This is a genomic window from Kovacikia sp. CALU 1929, assembly GCF_056784235.1.
This window is the reverse complement of sequence record NZ_JBXBCF010000064.1, coordinates 33034-52743: the sequence shown is the minus strand read 5'-3', so window position 1 is coordinate 52743 and position 19710 is coordinate 33034. Positions and strand designations below refer to the sequence as shown.

The 19710-nt window shown below is 50.2% G+C and carries 20 protein-coding genes; 12 read left to right on the top strand and 8 right to left on the bottom strand.

What is annotated here, in order from left to right:
* Nucleotides 1–80 precede the first annotated feature (80 nt).
* From AC1S52_RS11380 to AC1S52_RS11350, 7 genes are all read left to right on the top strand, one after another.
* The gene (locus tag AC1S52_RS11380) at nt 81–395 is read left to right on the top strand and encodes an SH3 domain-containing protein (RefSeq protein ID WP_482029123.1); all 315 of its coding nucleotides are present in this window, start codon (nt 81–83) and stop codon (nt 393–395) included.
* A gap of 65 nt (nt 396–460) precedes the next feature.
* Nucleotides 461–1267: a hypothetical protein gene (locus AC1S52_RS11375; protein ID WP_482029122.1), complete on the top strand. Its 807-nt coding sequence runs from the start codon at nt 461–463 to the stop codon at nt 1265–1267.
* A 126-nt stretch (nt 1268–1393) separates the two neighbouring features.
* A complete protein-coding gene (locus AC1S52_RS11370) occupies nt 1394–2659 on the top strand; it encodes a PrsW family intramembrane metalloprotease (RefSeq protein WP_482029121.1) in 1266 nt (421 codons plus the stop codon).
* 36 nt (nt 2660–2695) lie between these two features.
* The gene (locus tag AC1S52_RS11365) at nt 2696–3499 is read left to right on the top strand and encodes a CPBP family intramembrane glutamic endopeptidase (protein WP_482029120.1); all 804 of its coding nucleotides are present in this window, start codon (nt 2696–2698) and stop codon (nt 3497–3499) included.
* 130 nt (nt 3500–3629) lie between these two features.
* Nucleotides 3630–4133, top strand: coding sequence for a hypothetical protein (locus AC1S52_RS11360; protein WP_482029119.1), 504 nt, complete (start codon nt 3630–3632; stop codon nt 4131–4133).
* 19 nt (nt 4134–4152) lie between these two features.
* Nucleotides 4153–5706 (top strand): alpha/beta fold hydrolase, encoded by a 1554-nt coding sequence (locus AC1S52_RS11355; RefSeq protein WP_482029118.1) that lies wholly within the window; start codon nt 4153–4155, stop codon nt 5704–5706.
* Nucleotides 5707–5766: 60 nt separating this feature from the next.
* Nucleotides 5767–7773: an alpha/beta fold hydrolase gene (locus AC1S52_RS11350; RefSeq protein WP_482029117.1), complete on the top strand. Its 2007-nt coding sequence runs from the start codon at nt 5767–5769 to the stop codon at nt 7771–7773.
* 142 nt (nt 7774–7915) lie between these two features.
* Here the strand turns inward: AC1S52_RS11350 and AC1S52_RS11345 are convergent, their stop codons facing one another.
* The 4 genes from AC1S52_RS11345 to AC1S52_RS11330 form a co-directional block, all read right to left on the bottom strand.
* Complete coding sequence (locus tag AC1S52_RS11345; RefSeq protein ID WP_482029116.1) at nt 7916–8398, bottom strand: cupin domain-containing protein; 483 nt, start codon at nt 8396–8398, stop codon at nt 7916–7918.
* A 183-nt stretch (nt 8399–8581) separates the two neighbouring features.
* Nucleotides 8582–8851 carry a type II toxin-antitoxin system RelE family toxin gene (locus tag AC1S52_RS11340; RefSeq protein ID WP_482029115.1) on the bottom strand — a complete coding sequence of 90 codons (270 nt, stop codon included), beginning with the start codon at nt 8849–8851 and terminating at the stop codon, nt 8582–8584.
* Nucleotides 8848–9084, bottom strand: a complete 237-nt coding sequence (locus AC1S52_RS11335; protein WP_482029114.1) for a hypothetical protein — start codon at nt 9082–9084, stop codon at nt 8848–8850. The genes AC1S52_RS11340 and AC1S52_RS11335 overlap by 4 nt, the downstream gene beginning before the upstream one ends.
* A 121-nt stretch (nt 9085–9205) precedes the next feature.
* Nucleotides 9206–10966 (bottom strand): AIPR family protein, encoded by a 1761-nt coding sequence (locus tag AC1S52_RS11330; protein WP_482029113.1) that lies wholly within the window; start codon nt 10964–10966, stop codon nt 9206–9208.
* A 193-nt stretch (nt 10967–11159) separates the two neighbouring features.
* On the opposite strand from AC1S52_RS11330, the gene AC1S52_RS11325 reads away from it, so the two are divergent.
* From AC1S52_RS11325 to AC1S52_RS11315, 3 genes are all read left to right on the top strand, one after another.
* The gene (locus tag AC1S52_RS11325) at nt 11160–11315 is read left to right on the top strand and encodes a hypothetical protein (RefSeq protein WP_482029112.1); all 156 of its coding nucleotides are present in this window, start codon (nt 11160–11162) and stop codon (nt 11313–11315) included.
* 193 nt (nt 11316–11508) lie between these two features.
* Nucleotides 11509–12708 (top strand): ATP-grasp domain-containing protein, encoded by a 1200-nt coding sequence (locus AC1S52_RS11320; protein WP_482029111.1) that lies wholly within the window; start codon nt 11509–11511, stop codon nt 12706–12708.
* A 400-nt stretch (nt 12709–13108) separates the two neighbouring features.
* Nucleotides 13109–14011: a succinate--CoA ligase subunit alpha gene (locus AC1S52_RS11315; RefSeq protein WP_482029110.1), complete on the top strand. Its 903-nt coding sequence runs from the start codon at nt 13109–13111 to the stop codon at nt 14009–14011.
* Here AC1S52_RS11315 and AC1S52_RS11310 read toward each other — a convergent pair.
* The 4 genes from AC1S52_RS11310 to dnaK form a co-directional block, all read right to left on the bottom strand.
* On the bottom strand, nt 14008–14247 hold the full coding sequence (locus AC1S52_RS11310) for a hypothetical protein (RefSeq protein ID WP_482029109.1): 240 nt from the start codon (nt 14245–14247) through the stop codon (nt 14008–14010). The two genes, AC1S52_RS11315 and AC1S52_RS11310, sit on opposite strands and share 4 nt — an antisense overlap.
* Nucleotides 14248–14425: 178 nt before the next feature.
* Nucleotides 14426–14629, bottom strand: coding sequence for a hypothetical protein (locus AC1S52_RS11305; protein ID WP_482029108.1), 204 nt, complete (start codon nt 14627–14629; stop codon nt 14426–14428).
* A gap of 144 nt (nt 14630–14773) precedes the next feature.
* Entirely contained in the window at nt 14774–15241 is a 468-nt protein-coding gene (gene sufU / locus AC1S52_RS11300; protein ID WP_482029107.1) for a Fe-S cluster assembly sulfur transfer protein SufU, read from the bottom strand.
* A gap of 186 nt (nt 15242–15427) precedes the next feature.
* Nucleotides 15428–17332 (bottom strand): molecular chaperone DnaK, encoded by a 1905-nt coding sequence (gene dnaK / locus AC1S52_RS11295; protein WP_482029106.1) that lies wholly within the window; start codon nt 17330–17332, stop codon nt 15428–15430.
* Between the two features lie 206 nt (nt 17333–17538).
* On the opposite strand from dnaK, the gene AC1S52_RS11290 reads away from it, so the two are divergent.
* Both AC1S52_RS11290 and AC1S52_RS11285 read left to right on the top strand, forming a co-directional pair.
* Nucleotides 17539–18198, top strand: coding sequence for an NfeD family protein (locus tag AC1S52_RS11290; protein WP_482029105.1), 660 nt, complete (start codon nt 17539–17541; stop codon nt 18196–18198).
* A gap of 72 nt (nt 18199–18270) precedes the next feature.
* Nucleotides 18271–19662 (top strand): flotillin family protein, encoded by a 1392-nt coding sequence (locus AC1S52_RS11285; RefSeq protein WP_482029104.1) that lies wholly within the window; start codon nt 18271–18273, stop codon nt 19660–19662.
* The last annotated feature ends 48 nt before the right edge of the window (nt 19663–19710 follow it).

The following is a 19710-nucleotide window of genomic DNA, read 5'->3' as shown; positions in this document are numbered from 1 at the left end:
AGATCTCTGGCTTGTCAAAAAAGTCGGAGATCTGAATTCCTGGGTGCTTTGTTTGTAAAACTTTTTTATGAGTTGTCATCATGTTGAAACGGAGTTTTCCGTTTGTTCTTGCTGCGATCGCTCTCTTCTCTACAGGATTTCCTGTTCTGGCGCAGGGCATTTCCACGCTAAGAGCCAGCAATCCGAACTCACGGGTTAATGTCCGATCGCAACCCACGATTTCCAGTTCACCCAGCTATGGGCTACCGGGTGACAAAGTAAAAGTGATTCAGTGCGTCCAAGATCGCGATCGTCGGGGCAGTGACTTGAACTGGTGCAAGGTGCAATTTGTGCAGTCTAAGGCGATCGGCTGGGTTCGCAGTGATTTCATCATCTTTGCTGATGGCGGTGAATAACCAACTTTAGGCAAAACGTTTCTCAGTATCGATTAGATCAATTCATTGAGGAGTTTGGTTTCGGAATGCAATTCAAAACTACTTTCGGATGCGGTGTACTGGCGGTGGTGACATTCACAGCGGTATCTTCTGCGATCGCCCAACCTGTGCCCTCTAGCGCTAGAAATGCTTGTATCCAAAGAACCGCTGAAGAAATGGGAGTGGCAACCCGCGATGTTTCCGTAACCAGCGCAGGTCCGGTTAGTGCTGAAAGTGGGGCAGTAACCCTGTTCATGCGGAACAACAAGACAAGCCAAACGGCAGAATGCCGCGTCAACACCATTGATAACACGGTTTTGTCAGTCAACCTGGATGGCGGCAATGGTGGCAGCAATCCTGCGGCTCAGAAACCAGAATTTTGGGTCACGGTTTCCAAAACCTTCCTCAAAGCCAGCCCTGGGCTATTGGCTAAAACCGTGACCAATAACGTTCCAAACGGAACAGTTTTACGGAATCTGGGCTGCCAGCGGCAGACAATGCCCACCTGGTGCCAGGTTGAATTTCGCGACGATCCTAGCGTCAAAGGTTGGGCGTGGTCACCCAATCTCAGCCCCTATACGGCGACCACACCTCCATCCACTCCTTCTACCCCGTCTGCTCGCCCCGGAGAAACCGTACCCGCTTTGGCTGATTTAGTGGGAGCCAGAGCCGGACAGGCTGAGAATGCGCTGGCGCAACGTGGCTATGAGTTACGGCGCAGTACCCAACAGGCAGATAGTAGTTTTACCTATTGGTTGGAACAAAATACAGGAAACTGTGTGGCGATTAGAACCACCGATGGTCGGTATGGAGCGATCGTCTATACAGCCGATCGGGATTGTAACCGTCGATAGTCGGTGACTGCAATCCATTCCACTTAGTAAGAGCAGGTTTTGCCAGAGTTTTTTTAAGTACCTGAACTGCTGCTGATAAACCTGCCCTTACATATTTTGTACATTTAACAATTATCAATAACATCTATGACCCTCAGTGAGACTGCCCGAATTCTCTATGGCTCCCCCTTGAGCCGTCCTAAAAATGCGATCTTTGCCACCATTGTTCTGGTTGTGCTGCTACTGACCAGCCTGTTTTCCTTGTTCCGGGGCTATTTTTCCGCGCTCTCCCCAGCGGCTGTCCAGGTCTTTGTCATTAGTCAAATTGCCGTCCTGCTGGTGACGCTGTTTCCTCTTGCCATTCTGTGGTTTCTCGATCGACGCGAACCGGAGTCCCGCTGGCTGTATTTGATTGCCGTGTTGTGGGGGGCGCTGATTGCCACCGGGCTGGCTCTACCCATCAATGACTTTATCTTCAAAAGCCTGAGTGATTTTGTGGCGGTTCATCCCGACATCAAAGCCATTTTGGGGGGCGAAAATGCTGGGAAGATGCTGGCAGCACCCATTGCCGGACCACTCGTAGAAGAAACAACAAAAGGACTGGGGGTATTGCTGCTGTTTTGGCTGCTGCGATCGGAGTTTGATAGTGTCCGCGATGGCTTTATCTATGGAGCATTAGTGGGCATTGGCTTTAATTTGCTGGAAGCTCCGCTTTACATCACCAATGGGTTCAACACGACTGGAGATATTCCGCTGTATTTCCAGATCGCCGATCGCTTTGCCCTGTTTGGGTTTACGGGTCATGCCCTGTACACTGGGCTGTTTGGCATGGGCTTGGGACTAGCCCGTCAAACGACCCGCCGCTGGTTGCGCTATGCGGGACCGATCTGCGGCTGGCTACTGGGCTTTTCGGGTCATTTCCTCAACAATGCCATCGGCTTGTTCCTGGCGCTCTTCGTCTACTTTGCGACGGGTAAGCCATTGCCTGCTGAATCAAAAACCGCCGTCGCCGCCCCTGCTGTGGTGGAACCCTTTCTGACTCAGTGGGTGCAGCACAGTGCCCTGCGACTGGTTGGCTTTTTACCATTTTTCGTGATTGTGGGAGTGATGCTGTGGCAAAGCGGTATTTGGGAGCGGAACGTGATCCGAGAACAGCTTGCCGATGAGCGGGAACCCGTGATTACGCCGGAAGAATACGAGGGGGTGAAGGGCGATCGCATCTTCAGAACCCGTCGCATTCCTGGATACAATCGCCGCACCTCTGCCGCTATTGTCAAAGCCCAGGATGAATTGGCGTTTCGCAAATGGCGAATGCAGCAGCAGGGGCAGGATGTGAATGCCGATGCACTGGTGGCATCCTGGCGCGATGAGTTAACGCGATTGCGAGGCACTAAGGCGGCGATCGCGGCATGAGCCGAAACCATTGAATAGGAAGGGAACATAACCGTTATGGATGAGCGTGCATCACTCTCAAAACCTAAAATTGCGGTCTTAGCGGCATTCATCTATACGGCAGTGATGGGTGTTGCCATGTTTTACATGAAAACCTTTCGGGGCATCACCTACGGCGCACCGGAAATGATGACGGTGTTCTGGATCGTGTTGCTGGGGCTGAATCTCCTGAACGTGTTTTGGGTGACTCGCTATTTTGGCTGGCAGGCGATCGGCTTTCGTGCGCTCAATCGGAAGCAGATCCTGTGGTTTCTACCTTCGATCGCCGTGCTGATTGCCATGTGGGTGGTCTGTTTATCTGGACTGAGCCGTGCCTCCCTCAGTGCTGCCCAGTGGCAGTTATTCGCTGTGGCTGGCTTCACTACCTTGTTAGTCGGGTTCGGGGAAGAAATTATGTATCGCGGCATTGTATTACATGCTTTTTTGCTCACCCGTCGCGTGCGGTGGGCGATGCTGGTGAGCGCGATCGCTTTCTCCCTACTTCATGCGGTGAATGTGTTTGGAGGGGTTCCTTTACTGGCTGTCCCCATGCAATTGCTCATGACCTTTCTATTTGGCTTTTTCTTTGCGCCGTTGATGCTGAAACTCAACAACATCATGCCGCTGATTATCTTTCACTGGCTGTGGGACTTTGTGCTGTTTGCCGCACCGCTGGTGGGTGAACAGGTTCATCGGTCTGTAGGCGCGATCGCCCTACTCAACATTCCGATTGAAATTATTGTGGGCATTGTGCTGTGGTTGCAGATCAAGCACGTACCGGAGCGGGCGATCGCCGATGTTTCCAATCCCGCTCATTCCTGATACCGCTTTAAAGCATAACGGCTATAAATCAATCGCTGGGTAGGGGCAAGGCAATGCCTTGCCCCTACAGGATGCGTCGCATTTTCAATTTAATTTGGTATGAGCTAATCATTTTTCCAACAGTAGGTTTATGGTGTACCCCTCCTCGGATCAATCTCAATCTCAACCTGAAGCCATCACGAGTTTGCAAGCAATCTATGGACAGCCTAGCCAGACGGGGTTTGGGAGTGCAGTGTTCTATGAAATCGTTGAGCCAGGAGCAGACGTAGAACCCATTGCATTGCAGGATTACCAACACTTTGTTGGCAAACTCTGGGAGCAATATGGTGAATCTGCCTGGATGAGTGCCTGGAAGCAGGTGTATGTTCGTCCCACTGGGATTCAGCCGGATATTGTGGCGGAACTGAAGGGGCTTAGAGATCGGGATGCAGTGCAATTCGTCCCTATCCTGCTCCTGAGCGAAACAGATGATCAGGTCAGAGCGCAGCAAGCCCTAGCAACTGTTTTCAATCATCCCCAGGTCAACGATTTGCGAGTCTATGCGATCGGCGATGGCGCAGCCATGTCAGGTTTATTGCTGGCTGGTTGTCGGACAAACGGCGAAGTCACAATTTTGCTTTCACTCTTAGATTAACGATTAAGGACAACCCCTCATGAACCCACGACTGACTCATTTTTGCTCATTCACCCTGCTCACGGTTGCGGTTGTTGCCACCAGCAGCAATGCAGTCAATGGAGCGACCCCTAATCGTGCCAAATTTGGTGTGGCATGGAAAACCGTTGACTGCAAAACCTTTGACGTGCCTGCCGCCATTGCTGCCCAGTCGGATTGTGGCTACGTCACCGTCCCCGAACAGCACGCCCAACCCCAGGGGCGCACCATCCAACTCGCGGTTGTACGCACCCGCAGCACGGGCAAAACGCCTGCTGCTGATCCTTTGTTTGTGGAAAATGGTGGCCCCGGCGGCACAACCATTGGCATGTTTGCCGATAAAGCCTTGCCGGCATTTCCCGAACTCCAAGCTTTGTTAAAGAGCCGCGATTTAATCTTCATGGAGGAGCGGGGGACAGAGTATTCCAAGCCCTTCCTGTCCTGCCCTGAGCTTAATGCTCACAATATTGCCGTGGCTAAAGGGGAGAAGGACTACACCGATCCGGGCTGGTTTAAGGCGTGTAACAATCGCTTCAAGCAGCAGGGGATTAACCCCAACGCCTTCAATACCCGCGAAAATGCCGCTGATGTTTACTTTGTGGCAGAGACGTTAGGCTACCCGCAATTCAACTACTATGGCGTTTCCTACGGCACGTTATTGGGGCAATATGTCATCTCCCAGGCAGATAAGCACAAGGTAAAACTCCGCAGCGTGATCCTGGATGGTGTGGTCAGACCGGATATTGATTTTAACCTAGCGACGAGTCACACGATGAGCTATGCCCTGCGAAATCTGTTTCACGCCTGCGCGCAAGATCAACAATGCAGCCAAGCTTATCCCAATCTGGAGCAGAAATTTCTGGCGATCGTCGATCAACTCAACCAGAAACCCCTTCCCATTACGCTGACCATTCCCTCCAGCAAAAAAGCGATCGCATCCAAACTCGATGGCAATGCCTTTCTCGCTGGCACTCTGGGCTACTTATACAGACCCTATTCCGGTGAAACAGGCCGTGGTAGTTCTCTACCCAAGCTCATCCAGGCCGCGAGCCAGGGCAACTTTGGTTGGATTGCAGAAAAGCTTTCAGGGGATCTGGAAAGTAATGAGGACGCGAAAGAGATGTATCACACCGTCCTCTGTGCTCGGGCTAAGTCGGTGCAAGTCACGCCCTCCCAGGTGTTGCCGCCGCCCTATCCGCAACTGATCCCATTTGGCATCCGCGAAGCCGAAGTCGGGACGAAGGTCTGTGACGTTCTCCAGGTCGAGCTAAAACCGCCCTTCGCTTACGAAAATCCGGAGATTCCCACTCTGGTTTTGAATGGCGCTTACGACCCGGTCACGCCCCAGCCCTACGGGGAAGCCGTTGCCAGGAACTTAAAAACCGCCTATGTTTACACCTTCCCCGGTGTTGGGCATGGGGCGTTAGTGGTGCCGCCGAAGATGCCTGCGGGAGACTGTGCGACTCAAATCGCCGCTGACTTTCTCACGAACCCGCAGCAAGCGCCCGATAGCCGCTGTCTCACCCAGATCAAGCCGCTCTTTGTGGTTGAGTAACCCTGCTGTTTGGCATGAACGTTGAGCGATCGCATGAATCCGCAATCAGGAATGGTGAACATGAAACAAATTTACCGATCGTTGGGACTGGTGGTGATGGCTGCGCCCTTGACGTGGGTTGAAATGAACCAGGTGGGGGGCAAACCGGAAACCGCGATCGCCCAAACTTCTCCGTCTCCCCCGCTTTACCGCACCCAAACCATTCCCTGCCCAGTCGTACTGCCATTGGAAACGGAGGGAAAGACCGTAACCTGCGGCGTGCTCACCGTCCCCGAAAACTATGAGCAGCCGAAGGGTCGTCAAATCGAAATTACCTATGCCCGCTTTCGCAGTACCAGCCTGTCACCCTTGCCCGATCCGATCTTTTATTTAGAGGGCGGTCCAGGGGGCAGTGCTGTGAGTCGTCTGGATGCTTACAGTCGGGTTGTGTTTGCCCCTCACCGCCAGACCCGTGACGTGGTGCTATTTGACCAGCGGGGAACTCAGTTTTCCAGTTCCTTAGGCTGTGCTGCTACTGCCTTTGCCCTGGACAAGTTGGGGAGCCAGTTTGACCAGTATGTGAAAAAGATTGCCGATCATAATCCGTTGACGGACGACCGCACGATCGCCCAGTATGCCGTCTGTGCCCAGGTGCTACAAAAAAATGGCTTTGATCTGAGTCAGTTCAACACCCCCAACAGTGCTCGCGATACGGTGAATTTAGCCGCCGCTTTGGGGTACAAACAGATCAACCTGTATGGCATTTCCTACGGCACCTATTTGGCGATGGCGATCGCCCGTAACTACCCCACCGTCGTCCGGAGCGTTGTCCTGGATTCTACCGCCACCCCCCATATCAACAAATATACTGAGGCAGGACGACGGAACGTGATGCCTGTATTGAACCTGTTGCAGGATTGTGCCGCCGATCCCGCCTGTAACCGGGCATACCCCAATCTGCAAGCCCGTCTCAATACCTTGCTGGAAAAACTCGCTCAACAGCCGATGACCTTGCCCAAAGTGGAGTCTGTGCCAACCCCAGCGGCAGCGGCAACCTCAGCAGCAGCAGCAACCTCAACTGAAACCAGCATTACGCTCAAGAGCTTTGCTGAAAACGTACCGAACTGGCTGAACACAAAACCCACCTTCGGGGGCTATTTGCCCTTGATGATTGCTGAACTGGAACGAGGCAACACAACGACCTATGAGCAAGCCCTCTCCGGTAAACTCTTCCAGTCAGACCCCAAGCCTGAGGGACCGCTAGTGATCGAGCATTATCGGAAGCTGGCAACTAATTTTCAAATTAAAGCCCAAGACCTGCTCAAGGAAAGGGCGACCATTGCCCAGGCAAAACGGCATTCAACTCAGTGGGTAAACCAGGTGAAAACACTGCTGAAGACGTTGCCAGAACCCCAGCAAAACCTCGCGATCGCCAACTTCTATGGTGCGGGCTACGATGCCAACCGAGGGCGCGATCTCCAGACCTTACTGACTTTGATCGCTGAAATATTTCCCACTCAAACCGCACAACCCCTACGGGCAGAATTGCAGGCAATGGCAGAGGCAGAGATTCGGCACATTTATGAACTGCTGACAGACAACATCAATCAGGTCAGTCCCGTCGATCAAGGGGCCACGGCAGGAATGCATATGAGCTTCGACTGTCGTGAGCATGTGTCCTGGAGTTCCCAGGCGGAAACCGAAGCCGTGAATCGTAGTTTGCCGCTGCCACTATTAGCGCAACCGTCCTATGGGGAGATGCTGGAACAATTAGCCATCTGTCAACACTGGCCGGTCAAACCCGCAGACCCCAGGGAACGTCAAGTCGTGAAAAGTAACATTCCCACCCTGGTCTTGCAGGGCCGCTACGATGCCCAAACCACCACCGATCGCGGGAAACGATCCCTGGAATGGTTAAGCAACGGCACCTATGTGGAAGTTCCTAGCCAGGGTCATGGGGTGACATTAAATCCCTGTGGCAGAGATATCGGCATCGCGTTTATTAACCGTCCTGAGATCGCTCCCAACCCAAGCTGTACAGCCGCGCTGAAACCGAAGTTCGTGTTGCCACCCGCGTTATCCCGCTAGATCTTCGTGCGACGGTTCCCCCCTGATCCACCCCGATCGCGATGATGTCCCAGGGAGAAGAAATCATATATCGTTTATCTTAAGATCGAACGCCCAAGCTTATCCACTCAGCGCCTTGTTAGCCGTTTCTGGCTCGAAGACACTAGGGTTGTTCGCGATCGTAATAGTCAACCGTGTTCTCAGCCCGAAACATCTTCCGAAGACCGCGCTCCCCACGGTTTCCGGTCACTATCAGAACTTTCTGAGAGTCCGGATACTCGCACGCCTCGACATCAACGAGCGTTGACAGTGCCAGGTAGCGCATGGTCGTTGTTCCAGTGTTAATGATTTGGTGCGCGACCTCTGCACCGCCGGGGGGACAAGCGATTACATCATGCTTACGGATTGGATAGCGCTTGTCCCCAAACCGCAACTCACCTTCACCTTCAAGGATCAGGAACATTTCCTCCTCACCATGATGGTTATGAAATGGGCACTGAACCTTTCCAGGTGGCAAGACTGTTAAGTTGTAGCCTAGTTTTTTTGCCCCAATGTGGTCACTAATCTGTCCTCTACTAGAAGTGTAGAGACCGTTTTCCTCAACGTCGTCGAACTCGACCTCTTCCAGGTTCATGATGGGCTTCATTTTGTGATCCTCTAGTGATTTGATTCTCTTGTCAGCAATGACCAGAGTGGGATTGACAACTGCTGAACATCACGACGTGGGTTTATGATGGCTAACGGTGAAGTTGTGCGGTGGCAGATAACCTTGAACTCAGCACCCAGATCTCTCGTCCGTCCGCACCAACGCAGTGTTAGGCTGCTGGCGCTACAACCGCTTAAGCAACTCGCCGTACTCTGCATGTGCGCCAATCCAAAACCAGTAAATGTGATCATCTTCCAACAAGCCAAGAACTCGGTAGTCCAAACTGACACGAGCTGAATAAATGGGTTGGCGCTGGCTAACCCGCTTAAATTGAAGACTATTGTGGTAGGGATCTGAACGCCAAAGTTCGTAAGCTTTGGTCGCTTGTTCTTGAACTGATGCAGGAAGCCCATCCAGTTTCTTGCGAAACGCTTTTGTGGCGCTTGATTTCATGACTGCGATTGAGGCGGAAACACTTCGGCAAGTGGAGTGATATCACCAGCAGCAATTTCCTGGCGTACCATCTCAGCTATACGATCCCATTGATCATCTGTCGTGGATTCAAACTGAGCTTTCCATACCCGCTCATCTTCTAACTCAGCAAGGAGACGAGCAGCGATCGCATCCTGCTCATCAGCAGGTAAAGTTTTCAGTTGGGCAATCACTCGTTCAAGCAATTCAGTCATTGTTAAGTTCCCCCTTCAAAGAAATACTAAGTTATTGTTACTCACTGATTGCTTAGCAAATTCTTTACTTGAGACAGGCATGTTTGTAAACCTGCTTCTGTTATCTAAGTATTTCTCAAATTCAATCATGCAACATTATAATTCGCTGATCAGTATCATTATTTTGGTGTGCTTCAATAACGGTTCTTGCTTGATCTTGAATTGTGGAGTCTTTTGCTTTATCCCGGTCATAGCTCCCAAGAAGTACTTCATCAAGAATTTGACACGCTTGGTTGATTGCTGATGTTAGCTTTATTTCGTCCCACAAGTCATTGCGAACCTTCTCACAATACTTTTCAAACTGATTAGAAGTCATTTGAGGCGCGACAGTGCCAGCAATCTGCATTCGCAAAATGCCTAACAAATGGTATTTAAAGGCTCTATATCTACCATCAAGTTGCTTTTTCCTCAAGAGAGATTCTATCCGGAAAAGTGCATAAGCACTAACATAATACGCAATTGGAAAATGTCCATTAACAAATATTCTGTTTTCGACATCCTTTAAGAGAGTGCCATAATATCTACTAGCTTGATGAGCACGATCTAAAAACATTGATGCAAAGGCACGAATTTGAGTAGAGACTGTGACAATTTGAATTTTATCAGGACTATCTTCCAAATCAAGGAAAGAACGATATTGTTGTGACCGTCTTTCATAATAGAGCCGATGCTCTTGTTGAATAGCGTTGTAATATTGCTCCAGGGTTTTCTGGAAATCTGTTAATGCAGATAGTTCTTCAAGTTTTACTACAGTTTGTCTGTTAGTTGCTTTAGTTATTTGATTCTTTAAAACATCCTCAGGAGAAACAATTAACTTGATAGGAATATATACATTGTCTAATATAGTAGCTCGATTATTGAAAAGCACATGGCTAGTTTGGCATCCATTCACAATTTGAAAGCCAGTTAAATTAAAGCTATCTCCAGTCACACTTAAGTCATCCGCAACTACAGTAACTCCATTGTTTAAGAGAACAAAGGTTTCCTTTGCTTGACTTGTTAAGGTTTGCTCAATTTCCTGATTTACAGGGTTATCTCCTTGAAAATCTCGAACATTGTCATAGAACAACCCACGCAGGAGGTTACCGCTCTCATCAGTAATTAAACTTATATAGATTGAGATAGGTAAGTATCCAAGATACGATTCCTTAACTCCTGTCATTGGAGGTAAAGTGACTCTCTTAGAGAAGACTATTGTTTTGGAGAGAGCATTTTGTGCTTGACTAAAGAGTTGTTGCAACTTCTTAGCATCAATCGATTCAAAGGCAGGTAGTGTCCTAAAAATATTTAGCTCTTCAAGAGTTGATAGCTCATTCTCTATACGTGCCTTTAACTTGTCATCATCTTGCCACTTACCAGTAGTGACATAATAAAGTTTAAGCTGAGGGTTGCCACGGCGAAATATAGAGCTTTTAGTATAGATATGCCTAAGAAGTTTTTCCTTTTGGCTGAGAAGATCATTTCTTGGTAACATAGGAAACTGAGCAAATAGCTCTCTTACTCCATAAAACATATTGGAAATTTCGGCACCATCAAAGTTCTTGCCAGATTTTGCTTGAATGAAAACAAACTCTACATCAATATATTTATTAGTAGCTGCCAGGTCGTCAATTTCATCAGTTGTATTAACAAGTAGTCCATTTACGATAACTGCAACCCCATCAAGTTGAAGATCATTACCACCAGCAACATGGATGTCTTCAACTTCAAACTCATCAGCGTACTCTTTTGAGACTACACAATAGTTAACAAAATGCTCAAAAAGCACTGAGTTATCGATATCGTCTGGGAAGCCTTGCTCTTGCTTAAACGAGTTGACAAGGTTTTGAGTGACTAGATCCATGCCTATACTCAGAGATGGTTTTCCCTAGTTTACATTTTCTCACCAAAGATTTTCTAGAACGCCACTCTCTCAACAGGCAGGCTAAAACTGCGTCCTTGCAGACAATTTGAGCAGCCCCAACTCATTATTAGAGAGAAATTTTCCACATAGCATTCCAATTTAGGTGATTCGGTGGAAATCCATTAGCCTAATCATGCCTCTAAAAGTGATTTGGCTATTTTTACTCTCACTCACCTTGAACCGTTACTGCGTCTTTGGGAATGACTTGCGAGTTGTGTGGGACACATCGGATGAAGCCATTGAATCCATTGGAAAAACCTTGGAAGTTGAAGGGGCGATCGCCTGCTAACGGGCAGATCCCAGTACTTCAAGCTTGCGATCGCACGTAAATCTGTCCGCATAAAACCGCTCACTACTCCCTGAACAAGCCAAAAGTCAGGTGTGCGAGTTAGTCCTGAAACGCAGCATAGGCAGTGAGATTGCCTCCTGCCGCAGATGTATGGTTGAGCCTGTATCATTGTAAAAGTGAACTGGGAAGACCTATGAATCTGCTGGAATACCAGGCAAAAGAATTATTTCGTCAGATGGGAATTCCGGTGCTGCCCTCCCAGCGGATCGATCGCCCGAAAGATCTGAAAGGTCTCACCATCCCCTACCCGGTCGTGCTCAAGTCCCAGGTTTACATTGGTGGACGGGGGCGTGTGGGAGGCGTTCGCTTCGTCGAAAACACCATTGATGCTGTGGCGGCAGCTCAAGCGATTTTCAATTTGCCCATCATGGGAGAATATCCCAAAGCTTTACTGGCAGAGGCAAAGTATGATGCCGATCGCGAATTTTATCTGGCAGTTGTGTTAAATCGGTCTATCCGTCGCCCGGTGCTGCTGGGTTCTCAACAAGGCGGAATTGATGTCCAGGCGGCGATCGACCAGATGCAGCATGTCATTGTTGAGGGTGAGTTTTCTCCCTACTATGCCCGTCGTTTAGCTCTGAAAATGGGGCTTGAAGGCGCGTTAATGATTTCGGTTACGTCCATCTTAGAAAAGATGTACCATCTCTTTGTCCAAAAAGATCTGGATCTGATCGAAATCAATCCCCTGGGGGTTAGTCGGGGGGGAGAGGTAATGGCACTTGATGGAAAAGTCATCGTCAATGACGATGCCCTGGCGCGCCATCCTGACCTGGCAGGGTTATTTGCCATCCCAGAATCCCAGATTCCTGATTCTCTATCGGGTTTGCCCTTTGCGATCGAACCCAGTAGTCAAATTGGAATTCTCTGTAATGGAGCTGGTTTGACCATGGCAACCATGGACTTACTCGCCCAGGCAGGCGGTAAACCTGCCAGTTTTCTCAACATTGGCGGTGAAACCCAGTGGAACTCGTCTCCTGAAGTCCTGCGCCAGCGACTAGAGCAAGGCTTGGAACTGATGACTCAGTCAAAACAGGTGCGGGTGCTGTTGGTAAACCTGGTCAGCAGCCTGATTCCCTGTGATGAAATTGCTCAAGTGATTACTGCTTTTCTCAAACGCCGCATTCGAGAGCCAAGAGGAGTTAGCGAAATCAGACCTGACACGCTCATTACCCATACCCTCCGAATTCCGCAAATGGTGGTGCGGTTGGCGGGGAGTGAGTGCGATCGCGCCAAAGCCCAACTCGCGGATGCCCAGGTCACCATTGTCGATAGCCTGGATGATGCCGTAGCCCATACCATAGCCCTGACAAAATCCATTGGCAGAAATTCTTAAAGACTGTGATCTGAGTAGCAGCACGATCGCCGCTTATCCGTCATCCTGATAGTTATTCTCAACGTGAACTGACCTGTAACAGGGGACAGGGTACGGAGTATGGGCAGCATTTTAGAGTAAAGAGTTTAGATTGAAGAATTTAAGTGGAGAGTAAAGAGGTGAAGTGATAGGTTGTAGGCAGCGGCTCCCACTAGCCGCATTACCCATGTCCCTGACTCTCAAATCAAAACTTTCAAATCAAAACTCTCAACTCCCCATACCCTGCCCATTTTGGGAGAATCCTACAATTAGTCGAAGTCAGGCATAAAGTTAATCATGTATAGTTCTTATTTCTTGGATTTACTACAGCAATTCTCACTACAGCTATTTATTGACACCAGGGCATAAGGAGAGTGCATCCATGAACTTTACATCAGACAGTCGAGTGCTTGTGCAGGGAATCGCTGAGCCACTGGGTTCACTCCATGCCCCTTTGATGAAGGCATACGGTACCAACATTGTTGCTGGAGTTAGCCCTGGCTATGGAGGGCAAACCTTACAGGGAATTCCCCTGTTTGACCTGGTTGAAACTGCCGTTGCTTTAGTGGGTACGGTGGATACCAGTGTAATCTTTGTTCCGCCCTTTGAAGCTCTGGATGCGGCTCTGGAAGCGATCGCTGCCGGGATTCGCCAGATCGTTTTGATCACGGATGGGATTCCTCCCCTGGATATGGTGAGTTTGTTGAGAAAGGCAGAAGCGACAGAAACCCTGGTCGTGGGTCCGAATAGTCCGGGCATTATCGTCCCCGGTCAAATCTTGCTGGGGATTCATCCGGCAGAGTTTTATACCCCCGGCTCCGTTGGGCTGATTAGCCGCAGCGGAACGTTGACCTACGAAATCGCCCTGGAACTAACCCAGGCAGGCTTAGGACAGTCCATTGGGGTCAGCATTGGCGGTGATACGATCGTCGGTTCGTCCTTCCCCCAATGGCTCCAGATTCTAGACGAAGATGAACATACGGAAGTGATTGTGCTGGTGGGAGAAATTGGCGGTGACAGTGAAGAAGCCGCTGCCCATTACATTGCTGAGGCGATCGATAAACCCGTGATTGCCTACGTCGCCGGACAAACTGCCCCAAAAGGGCGGCGGGTAGGACATGCCGGAGCTATCGTTGATTCCCAAATTTCAGAATTTGGGGCTGAAATTGGCACCGCAGACAGCAAAATCAATGCCTTTGAACGGGCAAAAATCTCCGTCGCCCGTCGCCCCTCTCAAATTCCAGACCTGGTTAAAAAAGCCTTGAAGATGCCGATGAAGCGTTAGGAACTGAAACGCTTACTGACCCAGCCGATCGCACCGCTCAAAATGGCACCTGCCATGAAAATGCCGATCGCAGGCGTAAATACGGGGTCCCAAAGCTTATACCAGAGATCTAATCCAAGGGGTACGCCTGCACTATGCCCAACCAGGGCGATCGCTAACCAAAAAAAACTCAGTAGCACCAAAAATAAATTTGCCATTAAAGCTAGATTCACCCACTGGAACAGTTTATCTTTCATCGTTAACGCGCCCAAAGGTTAGTTTCACACTATCTACCAGTACAAATGGACAGGAGTTTATTCGTGCTTTAGCCTGAATCAACCCCTATCCCCCAGCACTTTATCATTCAAATTGACAAAAAACATGGCAGATCTGAAGCCAGATCTGCCATTCAAAACTGTCTATTCATCTGCGATTTCAAATGCTTCTAGTTTTTCCCAAATTCACACCTACAGGTAGCTCCAGGCTGTCTGGGTCAACATAATGACACACGGCATCATTCATACAGATGAGCGCCCAACCTGCCCGGTCAATATCCATCAGGTTGTAGGATGCTTCCTGTATGAAAAACCCTTTGTGATTGCGTGTTTCCGGTTTTATTTCAATGTTTTCCAGGATCATAAAATGCCTCCCTCCTTAAATTAAGGAAGCAAAAGAATGAAAAGCTAAAAGTATAGCTAATCAGTTAGATGACTAAATCTTATCATTGGATTATGAGAAGACTGGTTAATTTATTTGATCAAATATGTTTTTATATGAATGACTCTATTCATTGGTGACAAACCCAACCGGCTGAGGGTTGGAAGCTTCAATCGCTGCCTTGAGCGTGTGCCAGGTGAGTGTGGCGCATTTAATCCGGACCGGAAACTGGGAAACCCCTTGCATTACATTCAGTTTCCGCTGTTCTTGGGGAAACTGGTCTTTCCCCAACATCATATTTTGGAACCGCTGCACCATCTCCAATGCTTGCTCCAGGCTCTTGCCCTGCAAAGCTTCTGCCATCAAGTCTGCCGATGCCATGGCGATCGCGCAGCCTTCTCCTTCAAATTTCACATCCTCAATGCGATCGCCAGCTTCATTGAGCTTTACCGTCAGCTCAATCGTATCTCCACAGGAAGGGTTGTGCCCCTTCTGATAGCGGTGTGCCGGATCGGTTTTTCCCCGGTGGCGGGGTTTTTTGTAGCGTTCCAGAATAACTTGTTGGTAGAGGTCGCGCAGATTTTCCAGAGCCATGAATTGGAAGCGTTAACGATTGTTTATTCTTCTTCATCCTAACGAAGAAAGCTTCATCTTGAAGGAAGAGAGCAGTGTGGAAATATCGGGCAGCGTGTCAATAATCGCTAAAAAGTTACCAATCAGGAGCCAGAAGACAAGATTTCTCCTGGCTTCTGGCTCCTATGGCTGGATGACCTGTCCTCGCTACTTAGACTCAACGAAGTCAGCATCAATCACATCGTCGTTGGGGCGATCGCTCTCCCCACCAAACCCAGGCGAGGAGCTGTTGCTCGCCGCATTGGCACCATTGGCATTGGCGTAGATTGCCTGACCTACTTGCATCAAAGCCTGTTGCAGGTCACTGCTGAGGGACTTCATCTGATCGTAGTTTTCCTGGTTGGTGGCTTCCCGCAGGTCTTTCACCAGTGCTTCCACACGCTCCTTGTCGGCGGCAGGCACCTGACCATTCAGCTCTTGCAACTGCTTCTCTGCCTGGTATGCCAGAGTTTCAGCAGTATTCTTCGTGTCTACCTGTTCGCGCCGCTGGCGATCGGTTTCCGCGTTTCTTTCCGCATCTTTCACCATCTGTTCTACTTCGTTCTTGTCCAGGGTGGAAGAACCAGAGATGGTGATCGACTGAGCTTTGCCAGTACCCCTATCCTTAGCGGAGACTGACAGGATGCCATTGGCATCCAGGTCAAAGATCACCTCAATTTGGGGTACGCCACGGGGAGCCGCCGGAATCCCATCCAGACGGAAGGTGCCCAGGCTCTTGTTGTCATCTGCCATCTGCCGCTCACCTTGCAGGACGTGGATTTCCACATTGGTCTGCCCATCAGCAGCGGTAGAGAACACTTCCGACTTTTTCGTGGGAACGGTGGTATTGCGTGGAATGATCGGAGTCATCACACCCCCCAGGGTTTCCACCCCTAGAGATAGGGGAGTCACATCCAGCAGCAGCACATCGGTTACTTCCCCAGCCAGCACCCCGGCTTGAACGGCAGCACCGACCGCAACTACTTCATCCGGGTTGACCGTCAGGTTTGGTTCTTTGCCGGTAAGCTTGCGAACGAGATCTTGCACTGCTGGAATTCGAGTAGAGCCGCCCACCAGCACCACTTCATCAATATCGCCAGCGGCGAGTTTGGCATCTCGCAGGGCTTGCTCAACGGGCTTACGACAGCGATCGAGCAAATCGGCACATAGTTTCTCAAATTCTGACCGGGTCAGGGTTAAATCGATGTGCTTGGGACCTTCGGAGGTTGCAGTAATGAAAGGCAGGTTAATCGTCGTTTGAGTAGCACTGGAAAGCTCTATCTTGGCTTTTTCAGCCGATTCAGTCAGCCGCTGGAGAGCTTGCTTATCCTTCCGCAGGTCTACCCCTTCGTTGCGCTGGAACTCGGTTGCAATCCAGTCCACAATTTTTTTGTCGAAGTCGTCTCCACCCAGGTGGGTGTCGCCACTCGTCGCCTTCACCTCTACCACGCCATCTCCCACTTCCAGCAGAGACACGTCAAAGGTACCCCCTCCCAGATCGAATACCAGAATGGTTTCGTTGGTTTTCTTGTCCAGTCCGTAAGCAAGCGCGGCTGCCGTTGGCTCATTCACGATCCGCAGCACTTCAATGCCAGCGATTTTTCCGGCATCCTTGGTTGCCTGCCGCTGGGAGTCATTGAAGTAGGCAGGAACGGTGACAACCACCTGAGTCACCTTTTCACCCAGGTATTTGCTGGCATCATCCACCAGTTTCCGCAGCACTTGAGCCGAGATTTCTTCGGGTGCAAACTTTTTGCCCGCAGCGGAGCTATCTAGCTTAACGTTGCTGCCGTCCCGATCTACTTTGTAGGAAACCTGTTTCGCTTCCTCCGTCACTTCGTCATACTTCCGTCCAATGAAGCGCTTGACGGAATAAAACGTATTGGTGGGGTTCATTACTGCCTGACGCTTGGCAATTTGCCCAACCAGGCGGTCTCCATTCTTCGTAAATGCCACCACCGAGGGCGTGGTTCGTCCCCCTTCGGCATTGGCAATCACCAGGGGTTGTCCCCCTTCCATCACTGCAACACAGGAGTTTGTCGTTCCCAGGTCAATTCCAACAACTTTAGCCATTACCTCAAAACCTCTTTCAGCTAGGGATTTTCTTTATGTCTTATTGCTCCCAGCCTAATCAAAATGCGTAGAAAGACGGTTTCGGTAGGGACTCCTAAGAGACGGGGGATTTCCGTACCTGGTGACCGTTAATAATCATTCCAAACTAGAGCCAGTCATGGTGCAAATGCCTAAGATTGAAATGTTTTTGACTAGATTCTTTTTGAATGCTGTCAGTCTATTGGTTCTGCTTTGCGATTGGCGGGTCGTTTGTATTCCTGGCAGTTTTGGGCGGTCTGGATGGACCGGATTACGACATTCATTTCGACCCAGGTTTTGTCACCCACATTGATGGCGATATCGAGCTAGCCGATGCGGAAGGGCGCTCTGATGATTCCCGTTTGAACCTCATCCCCCGCCAGCCAAACCCCTGGGGGTTTCTGTGGGGCATTCTGAAAAGCCTCAAGTTCTGGACGTTTGGGCTTTGTTTCTTTGGTCTCACGGGGTTGGTGTTGTCACGTTTGGTGTTGTCACCCTTGGTGGTGGCGATCGCCGCTGTCAGTATGGGTACTCTATGTGGGGCTTTGGTTGCCGGAGTGCTTCAGGCATTGCGGCGACGACAGGTTGATAGCCTGGTCCGCTCTCCTGACCTGGTGGGGTTAACGGGAACGGTTGAGCTTCCTTTTGATGCAAATAGTCGAGGAAAAGTCCGGTTGCTGGTGAAAGGGACGATGGTGAATTTCACTGCCTATACCGATGAGGTAGAGGAATTGCACCAGGGTGAGCGGGTGTTGGTCGTGGGGACGGAGCAAAACCGCCTCTGGGTGGTGTCTGCCGATAGTCTCGATAGGTTGCCTGAGCTTCCTGGTGAACGCCCTTTTGAATGACAACAGCCCGGTTCATTCTTACTCCATCTGGTTTGACCGGAATTTTTTCAATCCGTTTTGTATGGATTTATCATGTACAACTCCACTGTCGATATAGAACCTAAATTTGTTACCCGTCTGGAGCAAGATGAGGTCGTGGTTCAGGTTGAACAGGTGAATGCTGAACCCTATCCCACCGTCCAAAAAATGGAGGTCGGGTCATTAGCGGCAGCCCTCCCCTTTGCCCTGACTGTTTTTGGTGCAATCCTGGCAATCTGGTTTATCAGCAGTTTTATGAAAATCTGCAACCCGAACGAGATTATGATCCTGTCCGGTCGCAAGCACCGCACGAAGGATGGTCAGGAAGTGGGCTACCGGGTGATTTTTGGTGGTCGCACAATTGTGATTCCCATCCTCGAAACGGTTGAACGGATGGATCTGACGACCATGCCGGTTCCGGTAGAAGTGAAAAACGCCTACTCCAAGGGCGGTACCCCGCTGCACATTCAGGCGATCGCCAATGTCAAAATCTCTGGCGATTCCGAGATTGTGGGAAATGCGATTGAGCGCTTTCTCCGCCGCGATCGGGCGGAAATTGCCTCCGTTGCACGGGAAACCCTGGAAGGGAACCTGCGGGGTGTTGTTGCCCTGCTCACGCCAGAACAGGTGAACGAAGACCGGCTCAAGTTTGCTGAACGCATTGCCCAGGATGTCTCGCGTGATCTGGTGAAACTGGGTTTGCAACTGGATACGCTCAAAATTCAAAGCGTGACGGATGATATGGACTATCTGCGATCTATTGGACGCAAGCAGATCGCCCACATTGTCCGGGATGCCGAGATTGCGGAAGCGGAGGCTCTGAGTCAGGCAGAAAAGATCGTTTCAGAGTGTCAGCAGCAAGCAGAGGTGGCAAAGTCCCAGGCATTGGGGATTATCCAGCAAAAGCAGAACGAACTCCGCAAGATCAAAGCCGAACTGGAACAGCAAGCCCGCTCTGAAGAAGAACGCACCATTGCCGCCGAGAAAGAAGCCAGAGCCAGGGCAGAGCAGCAGTTTCAAACGGTGCGGGCAGAACTGGAACGCCTGCGGTTAGAGGCGGATAAGGTGCTGCCAGCGGAAGCAGACAAGCAGGCAAAAGCCCTTCAGTCGCGAGGGTCGGCGGCGGCATTGGCAGAAAACGCGAAAGCCTCGGCAATGGTCAACGATATGCTGTCGAAGGTCTGGCAAAAAACAGGGGTAGATGCCTCTGAACTGTTTTTGATTCAACAAATTGAGATGGTGCTTCAGGAAGCTGCAAAAATTCCCAAACGAGTGCATCTGGAGCAGGTAAACGTCATCGACAATGGTGACGGCAAATCTCTAACCACGTTGGTCAATGTCTATCCCGAAATTGTGCGTCAGTTTCTCCAACATGTGGATCAAACCCTGGGAATTGATGTAGCTACCACCTTGAATCGGCAAAACGGGCATCGGGACAGCCATTGAAGCCAGGGGTGACGGTCAACCATTTCGGTTTGAAAGGGAATTAGGGAT

Coding starts and splice junctions, on each gene's coding strand:
- AC1S52_RS11380 (WP_482029123.1), top strand. CDS start 81: ATGTTGAAACGGAGTTTTCCGTTTGTTCTTGCTGCGATCGCTCTCTTC.
- AC1S52_RS11375 (WP_482029122.1), top strand. CDS start 461: ATGCAATTCAAAACTACTTTCGGATGCGGTGTACTGGCGGTGGTGACA.
- AC1S52_RS11370 (WP_482029121.1), top strand. CDS start 1,394: ATGACCCTCAGTGAGACTGCCCGAATTCTCTATGGCTCCCCCTTGAGC.
- AC1S52_RS11365 (WP_482029120.1), top strand. CDS start 2,696: ATGGATGAGCGTGCATCACTCTCAAAACCTAAAATTGCGGTCTTAGCG.
- AC1S52_RS11360 (WP_482029119.1), top strand. CDS start 3,630: ATGGTGTACCCCTCCTCGGATCAATCTCAATCTCAACCTGAAGCCATC.
- AC1S52_RS11355 (WP_482029118.1), top strand. CDS start 4,153: ATGAACCCACGACTGACTCATTTTTGCTCATTCACCCTGCTCACGGTT.
- AC1S52_RS11350 (WP_482029117.1), top strand. CDS start 5,767: ATGAAACAAATTTACCGATCGTTGGGACTGGTGGTGATGGCTGCGCCC.
- AC1S52_RS11345 (WP_482029116.1), bottom strand. CDS start 8,398: ATGAAGCCCATCATGAACCTGGAAGAGGTCGAGTTCGACGACGTTGAG.
- AC1S52_RS11340 (WP_482029115.1), bottom strand. CDS start 8,851: ATGAAATCAAGCGCCACAAAAGCGTTTCGCAAGAAACTGGATGGGCTT.
- AC1S52_RS11335 (WP_482029114.1), bottom strand. CDS start 9,084: ATGACTGAATTGCTTGAACGAGTGATTGCCCAACTGAAAACTTTACCT.
- AC1S52_RS11330 (WP_482029113.1), bottom strand. CDS start 10,966: ATGGATCTAGTCACTCAAAACCTTGTCAACTCGTTTAAGCAAGAGCAA.
- AC1S52_RS11325 (WP_482029112.1), top strand. CDS start 11,160: ATGCCTCTAAAAGTGATTTGGCTATTTTTACTCTCACTCACCTTGAAC.
- AC1S52_RS11320 (WP_482029111.1), top strand. CDS start 11,509: ATGAATCTGCTGGAATACCAGGCAAAAGAATTATTTCGTCAGATGGGA.
- AC1S52_RS11315 (WP_482029110.1), top strand. CDS start 13,109: ATGAACTTTACATCAGACAGTCGAGTGCTTGTGCAGGGAATCGCTGAG.
- AC1S52_RS11310 (WP_482029109.1), bottom strand. CDS start 14,247: ATGAAAGATAAACTGTTCCAGTGGGTGAATCTAGCTTTAATGGCAAAT.
- AC1S52_RS11305 (WP_482029108.1), bottom strand. CDS start 14,629: ATGATCCTGGAAAACATTGAAATAAAACCGGAAACACGCAATCACAAA.
- sufU (WP_482029107.1), bottom strand. CDS start 15,241: ATGGCTCTGGAAAATCTGCGCGACCTCTACCAACAAGTTATTCTGGAA.
- dnaK (WP_482029106.1), bottom strand. CDS start 17,332: ATGGCTAAAGTTGTTGGAATTGACCTGGGAACGACAAACTCCTGTGTT.
- AC1S52_RS11290 (WP_482029105.1), top strand. CDS start 17,539: ATGCTGTCAGTCTATTGGTTCTGCTTTGCGATTGGCGGGTCGTTTGTA.
- AC1S52_RS11285 (WP_482029104.1), top strand. CDS start 18,271: ATGTACAACTCCACTGTCGATATAGAACCTAAATTTGTTACCCGTCTG.